This window comes from Sulfurovum indicum, from assembly GCF_014931715.1.
In the GTDB taxonomy this organism is placed as follows: Bacteria; Campylobacterota; Campylobacteria; order Campylobacterales; family Sulfurovaceae; genus Sulfurovum; species Sulfurovum indicum.
Window position 1 is genome coordinate 1,703,013 of record NZ_CP063164.1, and the last position, 23,704, is coordinate 1,726,716.

Annotated in this window: 26 protein-coding genes; 9 read left to right on the top strand and 17 right to left on the bottom strand. The window is 42.6% G+C overall.

Annotated features, from left to right (window positions below):
* The first annotated feature begins 58 nt into the window (after positions 1-58).
* From IMZ28_RS08380 to IMZ28_RS08395, 4 genes are read left to right on the top strand one after another with little or no spacing between them, the layout of a single operon-like run.
* On the top strand, positions 59-1,198 hold the full coding sequence (locus IMZ28_RS08380; protein WP_197549833.1) for a bifunctional 2-C-methyl-D-erythritol 4-phosphate cytidylyltransferase/2-C-methyl-D-erythritol 2,4-cyclodiphosphate synthase: 1,140 nt from the start codon (positions 59-61) through the stop codon (positions 1,196-1,198).
* Entirely contained in the window at positions 1,195-2,076 is an 882-nt protein-coding gene (locus tag IMZ28_RS08385; RefSeq protein ID WP_197548125.1) for a response regulator, read from the top strand. Before IMZ28_RS08380 ends, IMZ28_RS08385 begins: the two co-directional genes overlap by 4 nt.
* Before the next feature lie 21 nt (positions 2,077-2,097).
* Positions 2,098-3,279 carry a sulfate adenylyltransferase gene (locus IMZ28_RS08390; RefSeq protein WP_197548126.1) on the top strand — a complete coding sequence of 394 codons (1,182 nt, stop codon included), beginning with the start codon at positions 2,098-2,100 and terminating at the stop codon, positions 3,277-3,279.
* A 15-nt stretch (positions 3,280-3,294) separates the two neighbouring features.
* A complete protein-coding gene (locus IMZ28_RS08395) occupies positions 3,295-3,777 on the top strand; it encodes a phosphatidylglycerophosphatase A family protein (RefSeq protein WP_232087452.1) in 483 nt (160 codons plus the stop codon).
* On the opposite strand, the gene IMZ28_RS08400 is transcribed toward IMZ28_RS08395, so the two are convergent.
* The 17 genes from IMZ28_RS08400 to IMZ28_RS11010 all read right to left on the bottom strand — a co-directional run bounded on the left by IMZ28_RS08400 (position 3,774) and on the right by IMZ28_RS11010 (position 20,612).
* Positions 3,774-4,061 carry a hypothetical protein gene (locus tag IMZ28_RS08400; protein ID WP_197548128.1) on the bottom strand — a complete coding sequence of 96 codons (288 nt, stop codon included), beginning with the start codon at positions 4,059-4,061 and terminating at the stop codon, positions 3,774-3,776. The two genes, IMZ28_RS08395 and IMZ28_RS08400, sit on opposite strands and share 4 nt — an antisense overlap.
* Positions 4,058-5,455 carry a DUF3482 domain-containing protein gene (locus IMZ28_RS08405; protein WP_232087453.1) on the bottom strand — a complete coding sequence of 466 codons (1,398 nt, stop codon included), beginning with the start codon at positions 5,453-5,455 and terminating at the stop codon, positions 4,058-4,060. The genes IMZ28_RS08400 and IMZ28_RS08405 overlap by 4 nt, the downstream gene beginning before the upstream one ends.
* 2 nt (positions 5,456-5,457) lie before the next feature.
* Positions 5,458-6,840: a DUF2868 domain-containing protein gene (locus IMZ28_RS08410; RefSeq protein WP_197548130.1), complete on the bottom strand. Its 1,383-nt coding sequence runs from the start codon at positions 6,838-6,840 to the stop codon at positions 5,458-5,460.
* Positions 6,841-6,843: 3 nt separating this feature from the next.
* A complete protein-coding gene (locus IMZ28_RS08415; protein ID WP_197548131.1) occupies positions 6,844-8,121 on the bottom strand; it encodes a malic enzyme-like NAD(P)-binding protein in 1,278 nt (425 codons plus the stop codon).
* A 159-nt stretch (positions 8,122-8,280) separates the two neighbouring features.
* Complete coding sequence (locus IMZ28_RS08420; protein ID WP_197548132.1) at positions 8,281-8,763, bottom strand: hypothetical protein; 483 nt, start codon at positions 8,761-8,763, stop codon at positions 8,281-8,283.
* A gap of 10 nt (positions 8,764-8,773) precedes the next feature.
* Positions 8,774-9,244, bottom strand: a complete 471-nt coding sequence (locus tag IMZ28_RS08425; protein WP_197548133.1) for a hypothetical protein — start codon at positions 9,242-9,244, stop codon at positions 8,774-8,776.
* 131 nt (positions 9,245-9,375) lie between these two features.
* Positions 9,376-10,518, bottom strand: coding sequence for a 4Fe-4S dicluster domain-containing protein (locus IMZ28_RS08430; RefSeq protein ID WP_197548134.1), 1,143 nt, complete (start codon positions 10,516-10,518; stop codon positions 9,376-9,378).
* Positions 10,518-11,165 carry a TorD/DmsD family molecular chaperone gene (locus tag IMZ28_RS08435; protein ID WP_197548135.1) on the bottom strand — a complete coding sequence of 216 codons (648 nt, stop codon included), beginning with the start codon at positions 11,163-11,165 and terminating at the stop codon, positions 10,518-10,520. The genes IMZ28_RS08430 and IMZ28_RS08435 overlap by 1 nt, the downstream gene beginning before the upstream one ends.
* Positions 11,166-11,308: 143 nt before the next feature.
* Positions 11,309-14,641 (bottom strand): molybdopterin-dependent oxidoreductase, encoded by a 3,333-nt coding sequence (locus IMZ28_RS08440; RefSeq protein WP_197548136.1) that lies wholly within the window; start codon positions 14,639-14,641, stop codon positions 11,309-11,311.
* A gap of 11 nt (positions 14,642-14,652) precedes the next feature.
* Entirely contained in the window at positions 14,653-15,600 is a 948-nt protein-coding gene (nrfD, locus tag IMZ28_RS08445) for an NrfD/PsrC family molybdoenzyme membrane anchor subunit (RefSeq protein WP_197548137.1), read from the bottom strand.
* A 1-nt stretch (position 15,601) separates the two neighbouring features.
* Positions 15,602-16,366, bottom strand: a complete 765-nt coding sequence (locus IMZ28_RS08450) for a 4Fe-4S dicluster domain-containing protein (protein ID WP_197548138.1) — start codon at positions 16,364-16,366, stop codon at positions 15,602-15,604.
* Positions 16,367-16,633: 267 nt separating this feature from the next.
* Positions 16,634-17,653, bottom strand: a complete 1,020-nt coding sequence (locus IMZ28_RS08455) for a sensor histidine kinase (RefSeq protein ID WP_197548139.1) — start codon at positions 17,651-17,653, stop codon at positions 16,634-16,636.
* A 91-nt stretch (positions 17,654-17,744) separates the two neighbouring features.
* Positions 17,745-18,176 carry a thioredoxin family protein gene (locus IMZ28_RS08460; RefSeq protein WP_197548140.1) on the bottom strand — a complete coding sequence of 144 codons (432 nt, stop codon included), beginning with the start codon at positions 18,174-18,176 and terminating at the stop codon, positions 17,745-17,747.
* Positions 18,177-18,188: 12 nt separating this feature from the next.
* Positions 18,189-19,283: a succinyl-diaminopimelate desuccinylase gene (gene dapE, locus IMZ28_RS08465; protein WP_197549834.1), complete on the bottom strand. Its 1,095-nt coding sequence runs from the start codon at positions 19,281-19,283 to the stop codon at positions 18,189-18,191.
* Positions 19,284-19,293: 10 nt separating this feature from the next.
* Entirely contained in the window at positions 19,294-19,845 is a 552-nt protein-coding gene (locus IMZ28_RS08470; protein WP_197548141.1) for a YqiA/YcfP family alpha/beta fold hydrolase, read from the bottom strand.
* Positions 19,846-19,847: 2 nt separating this feature from the next.
* On the bottom strand, positions 19,848-20,192 hold the full coding sequence (locus IMZ28_RS11005) for a rhodanese-like domain-containing protein (protein WP_232087454.1): 345 nt from the start codon (positions 20,190-20,192) through the stop codon (positions 19,848-19,850).
* Positions 20,193-20,264: 72 nt separating this feature from the next.
* Positions 20,265-20,612, bottom strand: a complete 348-nt coding sequence (locus IMZ28_RS11010) for a ferredoxin-thioredoxin reductase catalytic domain-containing protein (protein WP_232087455.1) — start codon at positions 20,610-20,612, stop codon at positions 20,265-20,267.
* A 107-nt stretch (positions 20,613-20,719) separates the two neighbouring features.
* Here IMZ28_RS11010 and gatC point away from each other — a divergent pair, with 107 nt between their 5' ends.
* Genes gatC through IMZ28_RS08500 form a run of 5 tightly spaced genes read left to right on the top strand, consistent with a single transcriptional unit; the run spans position 20,720 to position 23,551 of the window.
* On the top strand, positions 20,720-21,010 hold the full coding sequence (gene gatC, locus IMZ28_RS08480; protein ID WP_197548142.1) for an Asp-tRNA(Asn)/Glu-tRNA(Gln) amidotransferase subunit GatC: 291 nt from the start codon (positions 20,720-20,722) through the stop codon (positions 21,008-21,010).
* Between the two features lie 9 nt (positions 21,011-21,019).
* On the top strand, positions 21,020-21,367 hold the full coding sequence (locus IMZ28_RS08485) for an arsenate reductase family protein (RefSeq protein ID WP_197548143.1): 348 nt from the start codon (positions 21,020-21,022) through the stop codon (positions 21,365-21,367).
* Positions 21,368-21,376: 9 nt separating this feature from the next.
* Complete coding sequence (locus tag IMZ28_RS08490) at positions 21,377-22,441, top strand: type IV pilus twitching motility protein PilT (protein WP_197548144.1); 1,065 nt, start codon at positions 21,377-21,379, stop codon at positions 22,439-22,441.
* A 57-nt stretch (positions 22,442-22,498) separates the two neighbouring features.
* Positions 22,499-23,095: a CvpA family protein gene (locus IMZ28_RS08495; RefSeq protein WP_197548145.1), complete on the top strand. Its 597-nt coding sequence runs from the start codon at positions 22,499-22,501 to the stop codon at positions 23,093-23,095.
* Between the two features lie 9 nt (positions 23,096-23,104).
* The gene (locus tag IMZ28_RS08500; RefSeq protein ID WP_197548146.1) at positions 23,105-23,551 is read left to right on the top strand and encodes a Fur family transcriptional regulator; all 447 of its coding nucleotides are present in this window, start codon (positions 23,105-23,107) and stop codon (positions 23,549-23,551) included.
* Positions 23,552-23,704 lie beyond the last annotated feature (153 nt).

Sequence of the window (23,704 nt, forward strand, 5' to 3'; positions counted from 1 at the left end):
CTATCAAGGTTTCACTTTGTATAATCCGTTACAATTTGATACACAGAGAGGTGGTTTTTTGTCACAGACAACACTCGTACTGCTTGGTGCAGGAAGCTCATCACGGTTTAAAAGTAGGGTTAAGAAACAATGGCTCTATAGCGGAGAGGTCCCTTTATGGCTTCAAGTTGCCCAACACTTTGAAGGCATGGGCCTCTTTGAGAAGATTATCATCGTCTCTTCTTCCCAGGAGATACACTATATGAAACACTTTGCTGACTACACTTTTATAGAAGGTGGTGACAGCAGACAAGCCTCTTTGAGCAATGCACTTTCCCATGTGAACTCTTCATATGTCATGGTCAGCGATATTGCCCGCTGCTGCATTCCGGAAACTATGATACAGCGCATACTGCATGCCAAAAATGAAGCTGCATGTATCGTTCCGACCCTACCTGTAACCGATACCCTCTATATGGAAAATACTCCTATAGACAGAGAAAAAGTCAAAATTATCCAGACTCCACAGTTAAGCAGAACCAAAACACTTAAACAAGCACTTGATACCGAGATCCTCTTTACAGACGAGAGCTCTGCTATCGCCTCATTGGGTCAACAGATACATTTTGTAGAGGGGTCCCCTCTCGCGCATAAATTAACCACACTCGATGACTTGCTGAAACTCCCTTGCATACAGGCACCCTCTTCACGTACACTGACAGGTTACGGCATTGATATCCACCCTTTTGAAACAGGTAAAGAGATGAAGCTATGTGGAGTAACTATCGATGCAGAGTACGGTTTTAAAGCACACAGTGACGGGGATGTCGCTATTCATGCACTTATCGATGCTCTTTTGGGTGCTGCAGGTATGGGTGACATTGGCGAACTCTATCCTGATACCGAACCTGTTTTTGCCGGAGCAGACTCAACCAAACTGCTGGAAGATACAGTAGAGCGCATCAGCTCTTTTGGATTTGAGATAGGCAATATAGATATGACGATCATGGCTGAGGCCCCAAAACTGCTTCCTTATAAAGCCATAATGCGTACAACATTGGCTTCTATACTGGGTATTCCCTCCAACCGTATCAATATTAAGGCCACCACAGCTGAAAAACTCGGATTCGTAGGTCGTAAAGAAGGTGTAACAGTACATGCTGTAGCAAACTTGAACTATTTTAACTGGAAAAAATCAATTAATGGACGAAAAACATGAAGATCATCATTGTAGAAAACGAACTCTATCTGGCACAAAGTATTGCCTCCAAACTTACTGAGAACGGTTTTGAAACAGAGATATACAGCTCTATCAAAGAAGCGATGCAGAGCAGCGGTGATGTCTACCTGCTCTCTACCAACCTACCCGGGCAGAATACTGCTCCGCTTATTACACAGTTCAAAGAGAAGATCATTATTCTCATGGTCTCCTATATCAACAATGATACCGTGGGAGAACCGCTTAAACTGGGGGCTAAAGACTACATTGTCAAACCTTTCATGATCGAAGAACTTCTGCGTAAGATAGAACATTATCAGGAGTACCAGGATCTCAAAAAACATACCAGACTTTATCAGGAGTATATGGAAAACCTGCTTCAAGAGATTGAAACCGATTTTGACATCGATACACTGAGTACTCCGCTGGTCATACAGACAAACTATCAGCGACTTGCAGACAAAGTAGTTTTTGAATATGCACACAAAAATGAAAAACTGCTTACTTTTGTTCCTCTGGGAAACAAAGAGTGGAAAGAAAAACTGGAGAGTGCAAGTCCCAACTCCCTACTTTATATTACCGAGACACATACTCTCAAAAAAGCAGATAAAGAGCACCTTCTCAATAAACTTAAAACATATGACTTCATTCTCTCTACAACAACTGAACTTGAAACAGATTACGATACCATTATACTTAACACAGACTCCAAGCTCTATGATCAGAATGAGATCCTGACCATCGATGATTATGTCAAGTTTATCGTCAACAGTTTCCAGTACAAATTCCCGGACACTGAACTCTCCAAAAAACTGGGGATATCAAGAAAAAGTTTATGGGAAAAACGTAAAAAATACGGGCTGTTTAAGAAAAAATAGCTATAGAGAGAAAGGAATAGTATGTCTAACAACAAATCACTCTACATTGATATCGAAGCTCTCTCTACACTGGCATTGGTCCAGGCTGGACTTATCTCCCCTGTAGATAAGCTTATGAATGAAGCTGAAGCAAAAGAGGTTGACCGTACACAGTTTTACAAAGGTGTTCCTTTCCCTTTTGCTTTTGTACTCGCCCCGAAGGGGAACAAAAACAAAAAAGTACTCCAAACACTTGAAAGCGGGGAAACAGTTGACCTGATCAGTGAAGGTAATAAAGTAGGAGAGCTTACTGTGGAAGAGACTTTCTCTATCGATCCGCAGCAACGCCTTTACAATATTTACGGTACTGCGGATCCTTCACATCCTGGAGTGAAGAATACCACTTCCAGGCTGGGAGAAATCGCTGTTTCCGGTCCTTACCATGTTGAATATCCTCTCATCGAGGATAATATCAAGCGGATTGAGCAAATGATCACCAAAACCGGTGCAAAGTATGTCACCTCTATGATGATCGCCGCAAATCCGCTTAACCGTGCCCATGAGAGAATGATCCGTCAAGCCATTACCGATGCGGATCTGCTGGTGATCTTTCTGCGTAAACCTTTCACTCAGGAAGGACTCCGCTACGATATACGATATCAGGCACTCAGCCGATTCATTGACAACTTCATTCCGAGAAACAGAGTCCTCATCATCCCATTTGAGAATACCTATATCTTTGCAGGATATAATGAACTTATCCTTGATGCGATCCTGGCAAAAAACTATGGATGCCATCAACTTGTCGTGGGAAAAAACCATGGTGGGCTGGGACTCTACTACGATAAAAACCGTCTTAATTCAGTATTTGACCACTGTAAGGATATAGATATTGACATTAAAACGGTAGATGAGTATGTCTACTGCGATACCTGTAAAACACTGGTCAGTACCACTACATGTCCGCACGGACAGCATCATCATGTACACTACCACAGTGAATCGATCATGAAGCTGATCCAAAGCGGACTTATTCCGCCATCGATCCTGGTCCGAAAAGAAGTTTCAGCGAATATTCTTGCCTCACTTTTTCCTGAACGTTTCAATAAGCTACAGGAAATGCACTACTCTCTGATGCCGGGTTCAGGGCTGCTGGAGCAGCAAAGCGAAGAGCAGTTCTATCTAAAACTGATAGAACTCTATCAAACCTCATCATTAACATAGGGAAAGAGAATGAATATGCAAAAACTTTTTCTTACCTTCTTTGGTACTGGACTCTCCCCCAGGATACCCGCACAGATTGCTTCACTGCTTGCAATTGCTGTGGGGATATTGATACTGCGTATTTTTGGTATGGAAACACTCTTCATGCTTACTTTTGTCACAATAATTATAAGCATTTTTGAGGTGAACAAGTATGTAGCAGCATATCCAAAAAACAACTATGAGGAGATCACTGTGGATGATGCTTCAGGAATGTGGCTGAGTATGATGATCTCTCTCTCCAGTGTAACAACACTGCATATCCCCTATGCAGAATGGATCGGTACTATTTTGGCTTTTGCTTCCTTTACCCTCTTTCAGCAATGGAAACCTTCCACCATCGGCTGGACGGCAAGAGAACTGGGAGGAGGACTGGGAATTGTACTCAGCAGTGTACTTTCCGGGATCGCCGGAGGGCTTTTGAGCGTCGTAGTCCTCATGGGGCTAGACAGACTCTAACCGGAACCCTCCATGGTTTCAGGCTTTTTTTCAGATTGGAACGCACTCGGTCTTGCTTTATGCGAGAACTTGACAATAAAAGCGGTAATGACGGCACCTCCCGGAAGCACCCAGACAATACCAAGCCCTGCCATCTTGCAGATATCCACTACCTGTGCCCCTGCTTTTTTATATTCACGTTTTAGCAGTAAAGAGGGGATCTCTTTTGTCTCTTTCCACTCCACATGCATTCCCTTTCCTATCTCTTTGGTAAAGTGTCTGAAGGAATCGATCTTTTTTTTCATTGTAGAAGTCTCCTGAGAATATCCAAGATCAGAGCTTCATATGCCTGAAGCTTCTCTTCATCTACCGATTTTCCTGATCGAAACTGCTTATGAAATCTTTCAAGCTGTTTACGTGTCATATCATCAAGCCAGATCTCCTTGAATGAACTGACCATCTTAAGATCGATTTTATCTCTTCGTGCATGAGAAAGATTTGCGATCATACTTGTATAGTAAAGAATCCGTCCCAACTGGATATAGGGGAAATTCCTGTTTTCCATAGGTCCCATCTCCAAATAGCGCTTGCCGATCTGCTGTCCGAGAAGCTTGATCTCAGAAAGTTCATTGAAAGCAAAAAATGCCCCTAATCCTCCGGCGACTGCTCCAATAGCACCCCCGATAAACATAGTATGTCCGGCAAAAAGCAGATCGATCCCCGCTCCAGTCACTGCACCGGTTGTGGCACCGGTAATCATCAGCTCTTTACGTGTCAATCCAAAAACGGATGCACTCTCTTCGGAAAAAAGATCCATCCCTTCAAACGTGATCTCTTCCAGCTCTTTTTGTATATGCTGATGGTTCCAGATCAGTTCTATCTGTTTTTGTGTCTCTATTTCAAAGTGCCGGAGTACCGACTTATAGGCTTCTTCTATCTTTTCTTTCTCTTCACCTGTGGCATCTTCACCCTTCAAAGGCAGCTGCTCAACATAGGAAATAGCACGCAAAAGCAGTTTGGTAATCGCAGATGCACTCCGTTCCATCATCATTTGGTGATAGGTTTCAAAAAGACTTATAGACATCTTGACCTGCCCAGTCCACTCCTCACGAAGCTGTGCCATACTCTCCAGTACAGCCATATGCTGCTGAAGGTCTGCACGCATCGGATTGTAAGTACGTATGATCTGAAAATAGCCGCCAAGTGCACGCTTCCACTCCTTAGAGTAGTCATCCTCATCGATATGATTGATAAGTGCCATAGAGGGCTGTCCGGTCCAGCGAAGTATCTCCATCTCCGCCTCATACTCCTCCCCATAGGGTTTGGAGGCATCCACAACATAGATAATGCCTGCACCATCCATGATAGGCTCAAGAAGCTGCACTTCATCATTGAATTTCGGATCCTCTTTATAGGTATGAATAAAAGCCTTTACTATCTCATAACGTCTGTCCGCACTCACATCATGCTGCTGCAGCCATGCAAGTACCTGCCGTGCACGCTGGAAACCGGGTGTATCAAAAAGTTCATAAAGTATCTTGCCGTCCACCTTAAGAGGAAAACTTCGTTTTTTTGTAGTTGTACCAGGGGTATCGGAGATAACAATGGAGTCATCCATGGACAAAGAAGAGACAATGGAACTTTTACCCTTGTTTGGATGACCTACAACGGCAAATTTAGGATGTGTATGTGTCTGCATCATCACACCTTTATCCACACTCTTTCATGATCAAGTTCTGCCAACTTGCGCACCCAAATATCAATCTGTTTATCTGATACAGCATACACATCTTTTGCCGTACCGATCGGTACAACTACCACCTTCTCAACCCGATCGGCCAGTAGCTCCAGATAATCTATGAAATCCATTGTCGGAGGTTCCCAGGCTTTGACAAACAATACGACCTCCCCATGACTTCGATGAATAATCTCCCTGTCCTCATCAAGTGTATTGTTCCCACCTGTTTCATAACAGTCAGGAGATATCAAAGAGAGTGTATCACAGATAGTCACCAATGCTTTTTGAGAAATTGCCCACCCCTGTACTACATCATAAGAGGCATCAAGTTGCTCTACCTTTCTATCATACTTTCCATGTCGTCCTCTCTTACGCATTTCCTCTTTATTTGCATAAGTGGTGATAAGCGGTTCATTCATATCCTTCAAAAGCTCTCTCGCTCCTTCCAGAGTAAGCAATGCACGTTTAAATGCTTTTTTCAGCCCCCATGTTGAAAGCAGGTAGAGAAAAAATCTTAAAATAATCGCATAAAAAAGTGTTGCCATTGCCAAAAACTTCCACCAGGTGCCAAGCAGCACGGCCTGCGCAACCATCCTTTCATTCAGCTCTCCACCGAGTCTGAAATAATGGCTCTGCTCTATCAGATCCAGAGAAGGTACTGCCGAAGGAAGCCAGTTTCTCCAAGGGAAAGCCAAAATATTCAGAAACTGATGGAAATGTTCTGAAGAGATATTCAGTGTTGTACTCCAGGCAAAAGCAATATCTTTGGTTGCAACAATACCCAGAAGTGCCACAAACAGTCCCAGGGAGAATGAAAGTGCCAGCATCTGAGAACGTTTGATAACAATCCAGTTGGCAAGCAGAGGATTGATCTTAAACCGGGTCAGATCAATATCTGCTTTTTTAGAAAAGAACAGCAATAACTTTTCCATCCAAAATGCCGGTGAAATATGCACCAGAATATTTTTGGCACGCCTTATCCAAAGCATAGAAACCAGTGTTAGTGTCATAGTTAAAAGCGGTAGAAAAACAACCATCGCCAAAAAATAGACAAGATTTACAGGCTCTTTTCCACTGTAACTGAGCAGTCCGATCCCCGAAAACAGCCCCAGAACAAAGGCGATCATAACAAGTATCAATGTGATATGGTAAAGAATACTTTCAAATCGGTCGCCGTAAAACGGTTTACTTAATTTATTGCGATACTCTGCTGTCCAGGCGAGCAACTGGGCAACAGGATCATTCTTGATCGTGACGTGTGTCAAACCGAAAGTACGCCGTTCCGCCTGTGTAGAAATGTCATCTTTGAGCAGTGCCTGAAGATCGATATAGGATTGAAGTTTCATTGCCTATTTAGTCTCGTCAGGAGATCCATATATCAGACAGCGTAAATGCTCACGATAAGCATCATAGTCAAATCTTTCCACCCTTGCAACACCTTCTTCAACCGCTGTTCTTGCCACCGCAGACGCTACCCATATCAATGCCTCTTTATTAAAAGGAAGTGGAATAATATGCTCTTTCCCATAGCTGATATTTTCATTATGATAGGCTGCCTTGACATAGTAAGGAACCGGCTCTTTTGCCAAAGTTGCCAAGGCTACAGCTGCAGCCATTTTCATTCCCTCCGTGATCTTTCTGGCACGTACATCAAGTGCCCCTCTGAAAATGAACGGAAAGCCCAAAACATTATTGGTTTGGTTAGGATAGTCCGAACGTCCTGTAGCGATAATTGCATCACTGCGTACTCTCATAACCTCTTCGGGAAGTATTTCAGGCACAGGATTCGCCAGTGCGAAGATAACAGGCTCTGGTGCCATCTTAGCGACCATCTCTCTCTTTAGGGCACCGGCAACGCTGAGCCCGAGAAACATGTCAGCACCTTCAATGGCATCATCAAGTGTTTTACACTCTGTATCTATGGCAAATTCCTCCTTGTACGGATTGAGATCATCTCTTGAAGTAGAGATCACACCCTTTGAATCACACATAATAATATTCTTTACACCCAGTGCCTGGTACATTTTTGCACAAGCGATCCCTGCAGCACCTGCTCCGTTAATAACGATCTTGATCTCACCTGCCTTTTTCCCTGTCAGTTCAAGTACATTCATCAAACCGGCAGTGGTAATAATGGCTGTTCCGTGCTGATCATCGTGAAATACAGGAATATCAAGTTCCTCTTTAAGAATACGCTCGATCTCAAAACATTTTGGTGCTTGAATATCTTCAAGATTGATCCCTCCAAATGTAGGTGCAACTGCTTTACAGACAGCAACGATCTCTTCAACTGTATGCACATCCAACTCGATATCAAACGCATCAACATTCGCAAACTTCTTAAAGAGTATCGACTTCCCCTCCATCACCGGTTTGGAAGCCAAAGGACCAATATCTCCCAGACCAAGTACTGCCGTTCCATCAGAGATAACGGCCACCAGGTTGGCACGGTTGGTATATTCAAACGATAGATCCCCGTTTTTTGCAATCTCCTGACAGGGAAAAGCTACACCGGGTGTATAGGCAAGAGAAAGCTCATACTGTGTGTTGCAGGGCTTGGTAACATCGATACCGGTCTTTCCGCCAATATGATACGCTAACGCTTTTTCTTTTGTAATTTCTGACATCACTTACCTTTGGAGGATTATCCCGGATTATATTACTTTACAAAATTATACTTAATAAACGATATAGTCTCTCTGTTGGGATAAAAATATAAAAATAAGCATACAAATATATTATCCGGGCTCAAAAGCTTTTCTAAAGATATCCCGGCAGTAAAGAGATTATGCCTCCGGGAAATACTCTTCCAGGATTTGAGGAAAAAGCTTCATTGTTCTGCGTGCCTTATCGATCTTTGGCTGAAAGACTTCTGCACTGGTCGGGAAAGCTGTCATCAGCTCCTGATAGATAGCGATCTTCTCCTCCATATGGTTTTCAAGTGCATCAAGTACCGCTTGCATATTCTCTCTGCTGGTCGCATACTTCATCAAAAGTTCAAACATACGTTTGCGTGGATGTATCGCCATGGAATCCCCCGCGGCCAAAGCAATATCTTTAATATCCCATCTTGAAATATAGATACCGCTGACATGCGGTGCGATCAGCTTGGCATACAGTGCTTCCGTATAGGAAGGATAGTCCTTCAGGTCTGTCTCTTCATCAGCATCACACTGCCCATCCGGACAAAGAGCAGGATCTCCGGCAAAATTCTTTAAATTTAAATCTTCAAACTCTTTTCTTAGATCTTGTATATCTTTGGGGTCCATCTTCTTCTCCTTAAGTCTCTATAAGTAACGGTATGGTATCCGTATCTATTTTTGCATTGAACCATCGGTTGGCAATCAGCATCATCTTTGCCACAAATATGATCTGGTCATCAAGAAACTCCGGTTTTTCAAACAATCCCTTTACTTCTTCATCCAGACAAAAACCGTATATTTTTCCCTCATTCACTTCAATGAAGTCGATACGCCCTTCTCGCTGTGCAGAGTCATTCAGTACTTCACAAAATACTACTGCCTTGTGTTGGAACTCTTTTTCAATCATCATTCTGTCCACTTTTGACTGTGCCACGCTTCCCATAGTAAAATCAAAATGCTCATCGGTGATATTCAGCGCGATTGCTGTTGCGTTAATGGCGTTATGTTTGAGTATCTTGTTGAAATACTTTCTGGTATACCCTGTCTGTGCATTATAGCCAAGAATAGTACATAGCTTAGTATCGGGTTTGATCTCATGCGGCTGCATAAAACACCTCCGGTATTTTAAATATGTAACGAATAGCGAGTAATGAGTAACCGATTTTCATTTTACGTTCTTCATGAATAAAAGCATTGCCTTGCAATGCATACCTACATGGCTCACTACTCATTATTCCGTTACTCATTTGATCCCTCATTCCTCATTTTTTTCGCGTTCTCATGTAAAAACATCGCTTCCTCCTCTTCCACAAGGCAGCGTGGACAGGCCTGTTCTCCACCTGTATAGGTAAAAGGGTTACCGCATTCGTTACAGCGTTTGATGTTGAAGGTTGCAAGTGTACGTTGTGTCGGTTCAAAAAACTCTCTTGTCTCAAATCCGGGTTGCAGCTGTATGGAGCCCGGTTCACATACATCATGACAGAGATGACACTTGACACAGAGCATTGCATCAAAATGGATGAGGGAGAACCTCGTATTGGAACTAAGCGCACCTGTCGGACATATACGGTAACAGATCTGACAGTTGGTACAACTCTCATCTACAAATTTTTGTGAAACAAAACCGATATCTTCCTGAGCAAGCACTTCATACTGTCGGGGCTTTGGTGTATGTTTCAAGGTTGTAAAGAGGATCTTGCGTTTATCAGGCAGATGTTTGTCTTTGATCTTTTGTGTCATAGAAGCATCGATCTCGAACTGATGCAGCTCTTCTGCTTCTACAGCCTCATCAAACTCCTGTTTCTGCTTGATCATCCCTTTAAGGGAAGCGGTATTACGAAGGAAGTTCCGTCTTTCCGATACTTCTTCATCGTTGCTGTCACTATCCTTCTCTCTGGCATTCGACTCATTGGAAGCCTCCACCCTCTCTTCAGTATTTACAAGCAGTACTTTGTCTGAAAAAGATGAAAGAACGAAATTTGCCTCTTCGATACGGCTTGAAATCAGATTAAAAAGATGGGTTCCCTGCTCATAATCGTTCAGATCCAGCGTCACCGGGCTATCACTGGCCAATACAAGAGAAACAAGGTGTTCTACACTCAATACCGAAAGACAGGGAACATTGATCTTTCTGGAAATCAGACGTACTTTACTGTCAAGGAAAGTAAAGAAAAACTCTGTAGCAGAAAAGTCTGAAAGTGAAAAAGCCTCCGTCGGGCAGGCACCTATACAGGCTGCTGCTTCGACACCTGTTCCTTTGGCAAATGTGGGAAGCTGTTCCTCAATCTGTACTATTCCATTGGTTGCATCAACACACTTGGTACATTCAGAAAACTTGCTGGTCGCACGTACACAGAGTGCTACATCCAGGTGAAGCTTCATTATACCTCTTCTCTTTTGGGTGTACAGTTCTCGTTGAGTTTGGCTGTAATATACTCAAAATCACTGAGCAGAAACTCCAGAGTCAACTCAGCTCCGTCATGATACAGCGGTGTTCTTGATTCTCTTTTGGCATTGATAAGGAACATCGGTGCCCATTCAAGCAGATGCTCTTTGAGAAAAGCACGCTGCACTTCAAGCAATTCACATACTCCCTCTTTATCCTCTGCATCGAGTGCCTTTCTCTGTGCCATACAAAGCATATACATAAACTCAAGTTCCACACCGATATGATCAGCACTCACCACTCTTGCTGCATCCAGTTCAACACGAAAATCAAGCTCGTTATAAAGTTCAACAACCGGATTGTCCCCTCCACTCTCAATCATCTGGTCATCTCTGGTATAGAAACTCTCATAAGGTACCAGGTGCATCAAAAAAAGATTGGTAAAATCAACATTATAGTATTGGTTAATCAGGTCTTTTTTACTTAACTCTGTACGTTTGGACCAGTCTCTGTAGTTTGGAAAGAAGGAGAGCAGGCTCTCATCACTCTCAATCTGGTCCAGGAACACTTCATCCACTTCAACCATCATCAAGCGTGAGATCAAAGCATAAAGCGCTATTCTGTTTTCAATGTCTTGTTTCATATCGTTCATTGTAATTCCACATTTGTTAAATTATTGGCACTATACCACTTTCAAGATAAATAAGTCATAAGAGATGTAATTATCTGGGAAATTGTATAGTGTAGAGGGCAGACATTCTGTCTGCCCTTGGATTTACGAAAACCTTACTCTGAAATATTTACAGAGTATGCCTTGAGAGACAACGGTACTGCCGGTCTCTTTATATGCGTTGGTCTTCTAAGCGTATCATTCGTATTAAGAGGTCTTGTCAACTTGTCTCTCCATGCCTGATAGACTTTCATATTGTTCTCATAGTTCACATAGATATCACCGATCTTGTCATCCGGACCGGCTTTTTCAATACGAACTTTTTGATGCCATGCATGGTTACCGGCAATCGGGTCAGGATGAGAAGGTGCCACAGCATTCTGCCAAGAACCACTCAGACCATCCCACCAGATATTGTCAAGGTCTTTGTTATACTCTTTGAACTGCCAGGAATCTCTACGTGCCTGCATACCGTCATCCAGTCCCTGTGTAGGTTTAAGTGTACCGATCTTACCATCCATTGTCATGTCATAAAGCGGTGCACCCACTCCCATAATACCTAGCTTATGCTCAAATCCAGGTATTTCAACGGCATTTTTAAGCTTCCAGCGTCCTGCATGGTGTGAACAGGCAAGTACACCAGGCATAGTTCCTTCTGTCGGTACTGCCATTGCGATAAAGTAACCTGATTCAAGACCCGAAACCGTATCTTCAATCGTTACTTTGATCGCATCTCCACGCTTGATACCAAGCCGTTTTGCATCTTCTGTATAGATCCAAACCGGATTATGGTTTTGAGAGATCTCCATAAGATGTTTAGAGTTGACAGAACGTGTATGGATATTATATGGCAATCTGAAGACTGTATTGAGCGCAAACTCATTCTCTTTCTTCATAAAGTCATGGTGTACCTGGGTAACAACATGTGTCATCTCTTTACGTTCTTTCTCATTTTTTGGATAAATAGGTATTGCATACTCAGGCCACTTCCACTCTTTGAACCACTCAGAGTAGAATTCAAGTTTCTTGGAGAGTGTATGGAATCCCTGCATAATCTCACCTTCGATCTCAATACCGATCGCTTTTTTGCCGCCAAATGTATGGTCTTCAACGAGCAGTGTACCAAATTCGTCTTTTTCCACTTCACTTTCATCATACTCATGACCGTGAGCAATATATTTACTGCCCTCTTTTCTGAGCGGTCTCTCCTGAGGCTTATAGATATGGTCTTCTTCCAGCCATGTCCCTCGATCTCTCATCATTTCGTAGTTCGGATACTTCGAGTCAGGATAAGCTGCTTTTGCTGCTTTTCTAAGGTTAGGAAGTTTATCGAATGCCGCCTGGTACCATTCCGGGATCGTTACGGCTCTGCTTGGATCCTCTTTGGAAGCCCAGTATTTTTTGACACCGAGAGTTCCGTCAGGATCTACATGATGAACCATAATATTTGCCCAGAACTCTACCTCTTCCCAAATCTCGCCAAGACCTGCTTTAATGTGTGCTTCCAGTGTTGCACGTGTCGGATCTTTCGGTTTCCATCCCATCTTCTCAAGTGCTACTCTGAGTGCCGGATTACGGAAACTGAGCCATCTTGACGGCTGTGTTGCTTCAGAGTGCTGATCATGTCTCTCACCTGCAAGACCTACCGGAAGGATATAGTCACAGTACCAGTTCGTTTCAGACCAGGTAGGAGAGAGGTTGAAACTAAGCTCGATTTTATCTTCACGCTTCAGTGCTTCAATCCATCTGAATCCGTCCGGGTTGATCCATACCGGGTTATACATACGAGGGATCCATACCGCCAATCTGTCAGGAACATTCAACCCTTTCTTATTCCACTTGTTTCTCCATTCATCATCAAGAAGAAGATGAGGCATAATATGGCTCATTTCATATGTACTGAGTGGATACTCTGGCGGCCATGCGATCTCATTCCAGACATCAACCCTTGGAGGTCTTTGTCCTGCAGCAGTTGCAGCATCACCTTTGCCGTTGACAGAAATAACGTGCCAGTGGTGAAGCCCTACACCACCTTTATCACCTGCCATTGCCCCACGGAGTACAAAAGGAAGGAATGCTGATCTGGCGATCATCCACCCGCCTTTGTGACCGATCGGTCCTGCTCTCCAGATATAGGTCGCTACTCTTGCTCCTGCATCTATGAACATCTCATAAAGTTTTTCTACGATTCTTGCTTCAATACGACACTCTTTAGTCACAAAATCAAGTGTATACGGAGAATACATCTCTGCGATCATCGTAATGAAATCTTCGTAGCTCTCTCCCTCTGGTACAGACTTGATGTATCCTTTTTCAACAAGATAGGCAAGATACTCTTTGTCTTTCATCAATCTGTCCCAGTTCACCCAGTTTTTGACAAAGTTATGGTTTACAAGGCTCTCACCGTTGATCCCTTTTTCATTCAGGATTCTGTTTGCGAGATAGAGATAGAGTGCTGCCTCTGTTCCCGGCCAACATGGAACCCAAAGATCTGCCATACCTGCAGAGTTAGACATACGAGGATCCATAACAACCAGTTTGGCACCTTTCTTACGCGCATCTGCTATACGGCCCGCTGCCTGCTGGAAGTAGTGACCGGCATCCGCAGCGTGGGAAGACTGAAGAAAGATCAGCTTTGCATTCGACCAATCCGGAGAGTTCCTGTCATCATTTGACCACTGGATCGTACCTTCACGTGCACCGGCTGAACAGATATTGGTGTGTGAATCATATCCGTCACAACCCATTGAATGAGGGATTCTGTGACCAAAACCGTTCTCATTTGGACGACCGACATGATACATGATCAGTTTACGGGACATCTCATCACCTTTTTTCAAGGTATCATGCATTTTCTTACCGATGGTTGCCATCGCCTCATCCCAAGTTGTTCTTACCCATTTACCTTCACCTCTCTTGGAACCTGGAGCTCTTTTAAGAGGGAAAGGAATTCTGTCAGGATCGTACATTTGCGACTGTGCTGCATAACCTTTTGCACAGTTTCTGCCACGGCTTCCTGCATGAAGCGGGTTACCCATGTATTTACGTACTGCAAGCTGACCACCTTTTTTATAGCTTGATAGATCAACCCATGCAGTCAGACCACATGATGCTTCACAGTTTGAACATGCTGTCGGAACAAGCATATACTCTGTTGCTTTGATCCCGTCAGGATTCGCTTCACTTTCAACGCCGTTTCTCTGAGTTCCACCTCTTTTCCAGTCATTACCATCCAGCTCTGTAAAGCTATCCCACTCATTAAGAGGTGGATAGAATGAGAGTGTCTTGGGTGTTGGTGTGAACTTGCTCTGAGCATTGGCAGGGGTATCTGCAATTGTTTTAAATACACCCGTAGCAAGTGATGCACCCGCTACAGTATAAGCTGTTCCTTTTAAAAACGTTCTTCTGCTCTCTACGAATGCAGGTTGTTCATTGTTTACTTTTGTCATACCTATCCTCCTTAACTCAACGGTAGCATTTGTGGAATTTTAAGCCATACATCTTTTGCCATGTAAAGCCCGACCAATGCCAATATCGCTGCAAACCTCAATAATGTTTTATTGTCACTCTTCATGTTGCTTACTGCAAGGAAGAATGGAATAATAAATCCAAGTGTCATACCAAACCAGAACTCTGTATTGTATGCTCCGCCTGAATGGACATATGCCAATGTCGCTTCTGCTTCAGAAGACTTGAATGAGAAGAAATACTCACCCATATACATCAGAAAACTGAAGAATGTTGCAATTGCCAATACCAATGCCAGATCTCTTCTGCTCTCTCTGCTCCAGTTTCCTGAAACAAGAATCAGTGCGGCTGAACCAGCCAGAAGTGCTGCCCACATCATCTGCATAACTTCTGCAGGAGCCTGCCATAACTCTCTGGCACTCGATTCTGCCATAATAATCGCTGTATAGAGTGTTACAGGGATCGCAAGAAAAACAACGAAGGGAAAGATCTTCTCATAGAATGGAGAGATATCTCTTACTTTGTTTGCAAATGCACATTTTTTTCTGAATTCAGGAAAGGCATCAAATCCGCCAATCAGCATCAATACTGTAACCAAACCTGTAAAGAGTGATGCCATCCATGCTCCTACAGTAATAGCCGATGTCCAGTGCGGATGCAGGAAGATATTAATCATTCTGTACGGCTGATGCAGGTCTGTCAATGTAAAAAGCAGGAAAATGTTCAGGAAAATAAATGAAATCAAAGGCATGATCCATCTGAGATTCGGCATCTCCTCCTTCTTGTGTCTGTAAAGCAAAAATGCACCTACAAGAATAACACCTGTACCAACTGACTTTGCCCACATATTAAGTGTGATCATCCACCCCCAGATAATTCCCGGAAGTGCTACATCCAATGTTACAACTGCTTGTGTTGCGTGAATTGTATTTTCTACCATCTTAGTGACCTCCCTCTTCTTCGTGAGACTCATGTGCATGCGCATCATTGTCAAAGTTCATGAAACTTTTGTTGTCTGTATCTCCATGTGATGTAAATGGTGCAAGGAATCTATCAATAACACCATGGTTTGGATCACCTACATGCTTGAGGTGTGTAATATTGTTAAAGAGGCTATAGCCTTCAATTCTCTGATGTGCCAACGGATCAAGTGTCTGAGAACCGCCGCCAACATAATAGTGTTTAGGATTGGTGTGTTTTTCAGGTTTACGCACCTGTACGCCACCCTGATGCGCCATGATATACTGTGAAATATGACTTGTATCATCTTCCACATCACCAAAGATATTCGCTTCAACCGGACAGGCAACAACACAAGCAGGCATCATACCACTCTCAATTCTGTGAGCACAATAGGTACACTTGTCTGCTGTATTTGTTTCAGGGTCCATATAGATCGCTCCATATGGACATGCCATCATACATCCTGCACACCCTATACATCTGTCACTGTCAACATTGACAATACCATTCTCCAGATAGTGCAGTGCAGATACCGGACAAATGCGCTCACACGGCGCACTTTCACAATGGTTACAACGTAACGGTGTAAATGATCTGGACGTATCGGGGAATGTCCCGATATCAATATATTTTACACGCAGACGCCAAGAGCTAAGTGGTACTTCATTTTCCACTTTACAAGCGATTTCACAACCTTTACAGCCCATACACAGGTTAAGGTCAACTAAGAAACCCAGTTTCATATTTCCTCCTTGGTAATTTGATCGGTATAATACTTACTTTGCGAAATAAGTTTATATAATACGCTTTAATTGTATTACATAAAGTGTTAACTTTAAATGATTTTTCAAATAAAAAGATTTTTTTGCAGAATTGTGCGTAAAAATGTATGTTTTGAATGCATTTAAATCATCTCATTCAATCTTTCTCATACCTTTTATCAACGAAATCAATGATTGACGGCTTAGTGTGGAAAGATTGATATTTTTTACGTCAATAACGAAAGTTGCTTAAAGCTTAAAGGAAAAAGTAGACCCTTCGTCCAACTTACTTTTAATCTCGATCGTTGTTCCATGAAGCGTTAGAATCGTTTTTACAATAGAGAGTCCGAGTCCCATAGAGTTGTCCCAGTTATGAGTACCGGAACGGTAAAATTTCTTAGTGACTTTCTCAATATCCTTTTCACTGATACCTACACCGTAGTCACGTACAGAAACCCTGCCATTATCAATAGTTACCTCCACATCCTTCTTGGAATACTTCAGTGCATTCTCTATAAGGTTTTTAAGTACGACATCTATCAATGTACGGTCTGCGTCCACTATGCATGAAGTTCCATGAATATGTATATGACGATTCTTGTACTTCTCTTCGAGTGAGCGCTTCACCTCTATTGCCAGCAAATAAAGATCAAATTGGTTCTTATGCAGTGTTGCCTCTCCGCTTTCAAACTTGTTCCAGAGTATCAAACGTCCCAACAGTGACTCGATCTTGTTACCGTTATTATATATTTTTTCAAGAAATTTTCTCTGCAGTACCGGAGGAATATCAGGGTCATCCTGAAGTGTCTGAGAGTATCCCATGATCGAAGCGATCGGATTTCTGAACTCATGGGCAATTGCAGAAATCATATCGGCACGCTGTCGGTTTTTGAGTTTGAGCTTGGCATTGTAGCGCTGTTTGATATCTTCTCTTTTTTTTGCTTTTTTCAATGCCTTAATAAGATTCTTGTTAAGGTCTTCAAACTCTTTGGTAAAAAAACGTGCCTTATGATCCACTTCATCGAGTGTCTCCAGGTTCTCCAGATAGTCATTGAGTATTATAAGCTCTTTTTGCATCTGCTTTGAACCACGGTAAATAGCATAAATGAACAGTATAAAAGCAAAGCCTACAAAAGCAATGGCGAACAGAGTGTTCTGCGTACTGTCATTAAGGAAGACCAGGCCGACAGTAAAAAGTATAAAGATAGCAACAGCCATGGTTACCAAGCGCGCCATGACATATTCTGTAAAGTGAGGTCTGTCAAACAAGACGTTAGTGCTCCTCTTTCAATTTTGCAAGATACGATGATGAACAGTTCGTATCACCGTCACAGGACAATTCATACAAATATTCCTGTTTTCATTTATCTGATGAAAGCTGCTTGTTCTGTTTTTTTTGCCTTACCTTACGATCGACACTGACAAAAAAACTCAGGAAATCCGCTACATTAAAATAACCCACTGCCGTTTCAATGACCTCTTTATCCGGGTACATAAAAAATATCGTGGGTACTCCCTGGATCTTAGGAAGTTCTTTCATAACTGCTTTATCTTCCTGCATCACCCTTATATTGACAAATGGTTTGAGTTTCGCGACCACTGCATCATTACTCAATGTACGGTAACGCATCTTTTTACACCACCTGCAGTGTTCTCCCTCTACCATTACCATAAGCAAACGATTCTCTTTCTTTGCCAGTTCCAATGCACTGTCAAGGTCTTTCTGCCAGACAATATCATCTGCAATCAACATACCCAGCAACATTAAAAATCCTATCACTATTTTCTTCATATCTATATCCGCCTAAAAATGGTTTACTATATCTTTAAAGACCTGATGAAGCTGTTTTACCTCATCAATGGAGGTACGTTCATTGGGCGCATGGATTGTATCGTTTATGACTCCAAACTCCACAACATCAATCCCAAATGCTCCCATAAAACGTGCATCACTGGTACCGCCTGCTGTCGAGAGTTTTGTCTCAACACCTGTGATCCTTCTGATACTCTCCTGTATCTGCTTCACCACTTTGGAATCATGGTTGGTTACAAAGGGGTACGATCCCTGTGTCAGTTTAAGTTCATAATCCAGGTCTTTCAGGACTTCATCAATATGTAGCCTAACATCATCTTGTGTAGTTTTCGTGGAGTTGCGTACATTAAACATGATCTTAAGCTCCCCTGGAGTGACATTGGTAACTTCCATGCCACCCCGTATATCGGTAATAACCATCTGGCTTGGTGCAAAATCTGCATCTCCCTCATCCAGATGTATGCCTGCAAGCCGGTGAAGCACACCTGATATCTGATGGACCGGATTGACTGCTTTTTCCGGATAAGCCGCATGCCCGTGCTTGCCATGAACAGTCAGGTAGCCGTTGATCGACCCTCTGCGTCCTATTTTGATAGCATCACCAAACTGCTCTTCACAGGTCGGTTCTGCCACAATACAGTAATCAGGCAACATACCTCTCTCTTTGAGCGCTTCAAGCATAATGATCGTACCGAATTTTGCATCTCCCTCTTCATCCGAAGTCAAAAGCAGTGAAAGTGTTCCCTTGAACTTCTTCGTCTCTTTGAGTGTCTGTACAAATGCAGCTACACCACTTTTCATATCCTGTGCACCGCGTGCATAGATCTTCCCATCTTTGACCAGGGGGACAAAAGGATCACTCTCCCATTTGTTTCCTGGAGGCACTACATCAACATGCCCTGCGAAGCAGAGGTGGTCTCCTTCTCCGAACTTCTTGTATAAAAAAAGATTCTTGACTTCACCTTCATTAACCCATATTGCTTTATAGCCGTCCAGGTAAGATTCGATAAATGCCAGTGATCCGGCATCATCAGGTGTAATCGACTCAAAACTGAGCAGCTTTATGAAAAGATCGATCACATTCATTTCAGGGGTTTTATTGTGCATGCTTAAAATTTCCTATTATACTGAGATAATCCTCTAAATTCTCAAAACGGTGGTTTCCACCATACTCAACGACCACACGTTCATTCCGGTAATGTATTTTGGCTTTGGTATAGTCAAGCACCTCATCTTCACTCTGAAGTAATACCAGATACGTCCCTGCATTCGGTTTTGATTCAAACTCTCTCATCTGTTCCAGATAAACCGCTTTGAATTCAAACACTTCACCGTCACAAAAACGCTTCTGCCATCCAACGTAGGGTTTTAGTGTTTCCCAAGGCTTGACGGAAGGATTGATCAATACAGCTTTCATATGGTACTTTTCCGCTATGTAGGCTGCATAAAAGCCACCGAGAGAAGAACCGACAAGTAGATCATACTCTCCTTCTTCGACCATCGACTCAAGTAGAGAAACGGCATCATTCGGAGAAGGAGGAAGATTCGGAGCATCAACATGTTCTTGTCCGAAACAGGTGGAAAGTACCGTTGATTTCTGCCCTACACCACAACTGGAAAACCCATGAATGTAGAGAAGTTTTGACATACCTAATGCTCTATATGCCCGCGAAAAGTAACAATGCCTCCAGCATGGTTGATCGGTCTCTTAAATCCATTGGCTTTGAATATCTGTTGAATCTGTCCGCTTCTGCTTCCAGTCCTGCAGGTAAAGATTGCCGGTTTGTCATTATGCTCTTTCAGGAAAGCTTCTGCCCATTGCTGGAACACAGAAGTAGGTTTGAGCATATCTACACCTTTAATGTGTCCCATACGATACTCCATATCTTCACGTACATCTACCAGAAGAAAATCGGCTTCACCTTTTTCTCTGGCTTCCAAAAGTGCCTCAAGATCTTCTGAGTTGATATTGTCTTTTGCCAATAATTCATGCATATCATTGTTTCCTTGGAAAGTGACAAAAATATGCCACTAAAAAATAGGCGCGTATTATAGCACTTATTAAATTTATTTACTGTTTTCCTTGACATATTCCGGTGTACAGAAGATACCACAGTGACATTTTCCTTCTTCCGGGATCTCTTTCTCCAAAGCTTGGGGACAAGGACAGATACGATCATCGACACTCTTGAACTTTCCCGGTTTGTTGGGGTCTTCTTCTACCATAAAACAAGGACAGAATCGTTTGCCGTAAAGCAGTTTGTGACGCGCAAGCCCCATAATGACACCTTCATTGACATCATCCATAGGATGGTATTCAAAACCAAACTGTTTACATACCTTATCCGTAAATTTTTTTGTCTTCTCCATCTCTTCGAGGAATTCCGGAGAACTCATATCTAACTGTTGTAACATTGTGTATCCTTTACAAAAATAGTTTGAATGATTGTATGTAGTTATATCTTAAACCAAATTTATATATAATAAGAAAAATCACAAAACTATACAATAGGTACTTAAATATGCAAATAGACAACACCCTTTTGGAAAAACTGGAAAAACTTTCACATCTCCGTATTGCAGATGAAAAAAAAGAAGAGGTTATGGGGCAACTCACAGAAATTCTTGGTTATATAGAAAACCTGAACGAGCTCAATACCGATGCACTCAGCCCTGCTTTCTCTACACTGGAGGGGGGGACTCCACTCAGAGAAGATATCCCCCGCGAGCCTGATACAGTTGCCCAAGAGATTCTTGCACATGCACCACAGGCAGAAGATGACTTCTTTATCGTTCCGGCAATTATTGAGTAGTTTCTACCCATGTTAAAGATTTTCGGTATCAAAAACTGTGACAGTGTACGAAAAGCTGTCAAATTCTTAAAACTGCATGAAGTCCCTTTTGAATTCATTGATTTCAAAGTGACACCTGTCGGAGAGAAGAAGATACGCTCCTGGGTAGAAAAAGCAGATATCAAAACCCTTTTCAACACACGCGGCACTACCTATCGTACACTAAAACTAAAAGAGCTTGACCTTGACGATGAAGCAAAAATAGAGTGGCTGGCAAAAGAGAATATGCTTATCAAGCGACCGGTGATCGACTTTGATGGAAAAGTTATTATTGGCTATAATGAATCTGAATATTTAAAAACCCTACTTCACCGATAAAGGATATCCATGTCGATTTTTGATATAAAAAAACTGCTTCAGAGTGTTGTTGCTCACGGTGCATCTGATCTTCATCTTGTCAGCCGGGCTGAACCACAGATCAGACTTGACGGGAAACTCAAACCTGTCAATCTCCCGAAGCTGAAGGGTGAAGATATCGAAGAGATGGCATATTCCCTGATCACAGAAAAACAAAAGCAGCGATTTGAAGAGTTCAATGAACTCGACTTTGCTCTTCTGCTTCCAGGTATCGGACGATTCAGAGCAAACTACTACCGGACACTGGGTGACACAGCAGCTGCATTCAGGATCATCCCTATCGATATTCCGTCACTCGATGATCTTGGTACACCGCCGGTATTTAAAAAACTGGTTAAAAGAGAAAAAGGGCTTATCCTTGTTACCGGTCCTACCGGCTCAGGTAAATCAACAACACTTGCCGCACTGCTGAACGAGATCAACCTGTATGAACAGAAACACATTATTACGGTTGAGGATCCGGTAGAGTTCATCCATGATAATAAAAAAGCGGTCTTCTCACATAGAGAGGTAGGAGAAGATACCAAAACCTTTGCAACTGCACTGAAATATGCAATGCGTGAAGACCCTGATGTCATCCTTATCGGGGAGATGAGGGATAAGGAAACGATTGCAGCAGCACTAACCGCAGCAGAAACCGGACACCTTGTTTTCGCCACACTTCATACCACATCTGCACCAGGAACCATTAACCGTATTATCGATGTTTTCTCAGGTGAAGAGCAACCACAGGTAAGAGCTATGCTCTCCTCTTCCCTTATTGCTGTTATTGCCCAGTCTCTCCTTCCCAAACTTGGTGGGGGACGTATAGCGGCACATGAGATCATGATCACTAACCATGCGATCGCGAATCTTATCCGTGAAGACAAGGTTCACCAGATATACTCACAAATGCAGCTGGGACAGGAAGATACCGGAATGCAGACTCAAACTCAGGCACTGCTTAAATTCCTCAAAGAAGGCAAGATCAGCAGGGATGTTGCCCTGCAATTTGCGAATAAACCGGAGGAACTCTCAAAAGCGGTCTCATACTAAAGCATTTTTAGTATGATTTGTCGATACAATACGGAAATTTTTATGAAGTGAGCGTAGATGGAAAACTTTACCATGGTTAATTTTAACTATTTTGATATTACGATCGGTGCGATCATACTTCTCCTGGCTGTCAAAGGCTTCATGAATGGTGTGATCAAAGAGGTTTTTGGCCTTGCGGGATTGGTCGGCGGCGTTTATTTTGCTTCACGCCTCGCCGGCAAAGCTGCTGCCTTCATCGATACGAACTTTATCCATATCGAGAATGCCTCACTGCTCAAACTGATCGGCTTCATGACGATTCTCATTCTGGTCTGGCTGAGTGCCACCGTACTCGGATCGGTCTTTTCAAAGCTTACCTCAGCCAGTGGACTGGGCTTTATTGACCGTCTTCTGGGTTTCATCGCAGGCGGAGGAAAGTACTTTGTCATCTTTGCACTGATCATTACAGCACTTTCAAATGTGACTCTCATCAAAGATAATACACAGAAGTATGTTAAAGACTCCATACTTTACCCTATACTCTATAAAGCCGGCAGTGCTATCATTAAGATAGATCCTGCCTCTTTGGGACTGAAAACAGTCTCTTCCGAAAAAACCGCTGTTATCCCCGGTATAACAGAAGAAGACAATAAAACCGCTAAAAATCTAAACTAAAGGCTCAAGATGATCACCTATCCCGTACTTTTAGAACAGTTCAAAACACTGCTTAAGGGCAATACTCTCAAATTTACAAAACAAAGAGAGCTGATCTTGAAGTTCCTTTATGAGAACAAAGGGCATTTCACTCCCGAAGAGATCTATATGCTTCTTAAAAAATCACATCCTGATATCAATATCGGTATTGCCACAGTCTACAGAACCTTGACTCTTTTGGAAGACTCAGGTATTGCAAGCTCCATCTCTTTTGGTGCACAGGGGAAAAGGTATGAACTGGGGCTCACAAAACATCATGATCATCTCATCTGTACCAAATGTGGAGAGATCATCGAATTTTTCGACGAGACGATCGAAGAGCGACAGGAAGAGATTGCAAAAAAATTTAATTTTAAAATGCAGGACCATACAATGAAGATCATAGGACTTTGCAAAAAGTGCCAAGAAACAGCATGATTTTTTCTGTATTTGACTCAGCATCTTTGATATAATAGAGATTTTGATTCAAGTCCAGAAAAGATTGTAACAACAACCGCACGGGAAGTGAGCACTTCGGTTTTACCAAACATGCAATAACTATGGTTAATATGCATATTGATATAAGACCAA

Coding starts and splice junctions, on each gene's coding strand:
- IMZ28_RS08385 (WP_197548125.1), top strand. CDS start 1,195: ATGAAGATCATCATTGTAGAAAACGAACTCTATCTGGCACAAAGTATT.
- IMZ28_RS08390 (WP_197548126.1), top strand. CDS start 2,098: ATGTCTAACAACAAATCACTCTACATTGATATCGAAGCTCTCTCTACA.
- IMZ28_RS08395 (WP_232087452.1), top strand. CDS start 3,295: ATGCAAAAACTTTTTCTTACCTTCTTTGGTACTGGACTCTCCCCCAGG.
- IMZ28_RS08400 (WP_197548128.1), bottom strand. CDS start 4,061: ATGAAAAAAAAGATCGATTCCTTCAGACACTTTACCAAAGAGATAGGA.
- IMZ28_RS08405 (WP_232087453.1), bottom strand. CDS start 5,455: ATGCAGACACATACACATCCTAAATTTGCCGTTGTAGGTCATCCAAAC.
- IMZ28_RS08410 (WP_197548130.1), bottom strand. CDS start 6,840: ATGAAACTTCAATCCTATATCGATCTTCAGGCACTGCTCAAAGATGAC.
- IMZ28_RS08415 (WP_197548131.1), bottom strand. CDS start 8,121: ATGTCAGAAATTACAAAAGAAAAAGCGTTAGCGTATCATATTGGCGGA.
- IMZ28_RS08420 (WP_197548132.1), bottom strand. CDS start 8,763: ATGGACCCCAAAGATATACAAGATCTAAGAAAAGAGTTTGAAGATTTA.
- IMZ28_RS08425 (WP_197548133.1), bottom strand. CDS start 9,244: ATGCAGCCGCATGAGATCAAACCCGATACTAAGCTATGTACTATTCTT.
- IMZ28_RS08430 (WP_197548134.1), bottom strand. CDS start 10,518: ATGAAGCTTCACCTGGATGTAGCACTCTGTGTACGTGCGACCAGCAAG.
- IMZ28_RS08435 (WP_197548135.1), bottom strand. CDS start 11,165: ATGAAACAAGACATTGAAAACAGAATAGCGCTTTATGCTTTGATCTCA.
- IMZ28_RS08440 (WP_197548136.1), bottom strand. CDS start 14,641: ATGACAAAAGTAAACAATGAACAACCTGCATTCGTAGAGAGCAGAAGA.
- nrfD (WP_197548137.1), bottom strand. CDS start 15,600: ATGGTAGAAAATACAATTCACGCAACACAAGCAGTTGTAACATTGGAT.
- IMZ28_RS08450 (WP_197548138.1), bottom strand. CDS start 16,366: ATGAAACTGGGTTTCTTAGTTGACCTTAACCTGTGTATGGGCTGTAAA.
- IMZ28_RS08460 (WP_197548140.1), bottom strand. CDS start 18,176: ATGAAGAAAATAGTGATAGGATTTTTAATGTTGCTGGGTATGTTGATT.
- dapE (WP_197549834.1), bottom strand. CDS start 19,283: ATGAATGTGATCGATCTTTTCATAAAGCTGCTCAGTTTTGAGTCGATT.
- IMZ28_RS08470 (WP_197548141.1), bottom strand. CDS start 19,845: ATGTCAAAACTTCTCTACATTCATGGGTTTTCCAGTTGTGGTGTAGGG.
- IMZ28_RS11005 (WP_232087454.1), bottom strand. CDS start 20,192: ATGCATGAATTATTGGCAAAAGACAATATCAACTCAGAAGATCTTGAG.
- IMZ28_RS11010 (WP_232087455.1), bottom strand. CDS start 20,612: ATGTTACAACAGTTAGATATGAGTTCTCCGGAATTCCTCGAAGAGATG.
- gatC (WP_197548142.1), top strand. CDS start 20,720: ATGCAAATAGACAACACCCTTTTGGAAAAACTGGAAAAACTTTCACAT.
- IMZ28_RS08485 (WP_197548143.1), top strand. CDS start 21,020: ATGTTAAAGATTTTCGGTATCAAAAACTGTGACAGTGTACGAAAAGCT.
- IMZ28_RS08490 (WP_197548144.1), top strand. CDS start 21,377: ATGTCGATTTTTGATATAAAAAAACTGCTTCAGAGTGTTGTTGCTCAC.
- IMZ28_RS08495 (WP_197548145.1), top strand. CDS start 22,499: ATGGAAAACTTTACCATGGTTAATTTTAACTATTTTGATATTACGATC.
- IMZ28_RS08500 (WP_197548146.1), top strand. CDS start 23,105: ATGATCACCTATCCCGTACTTTTAGAACAGTTCAAAACACTGCTTAAG.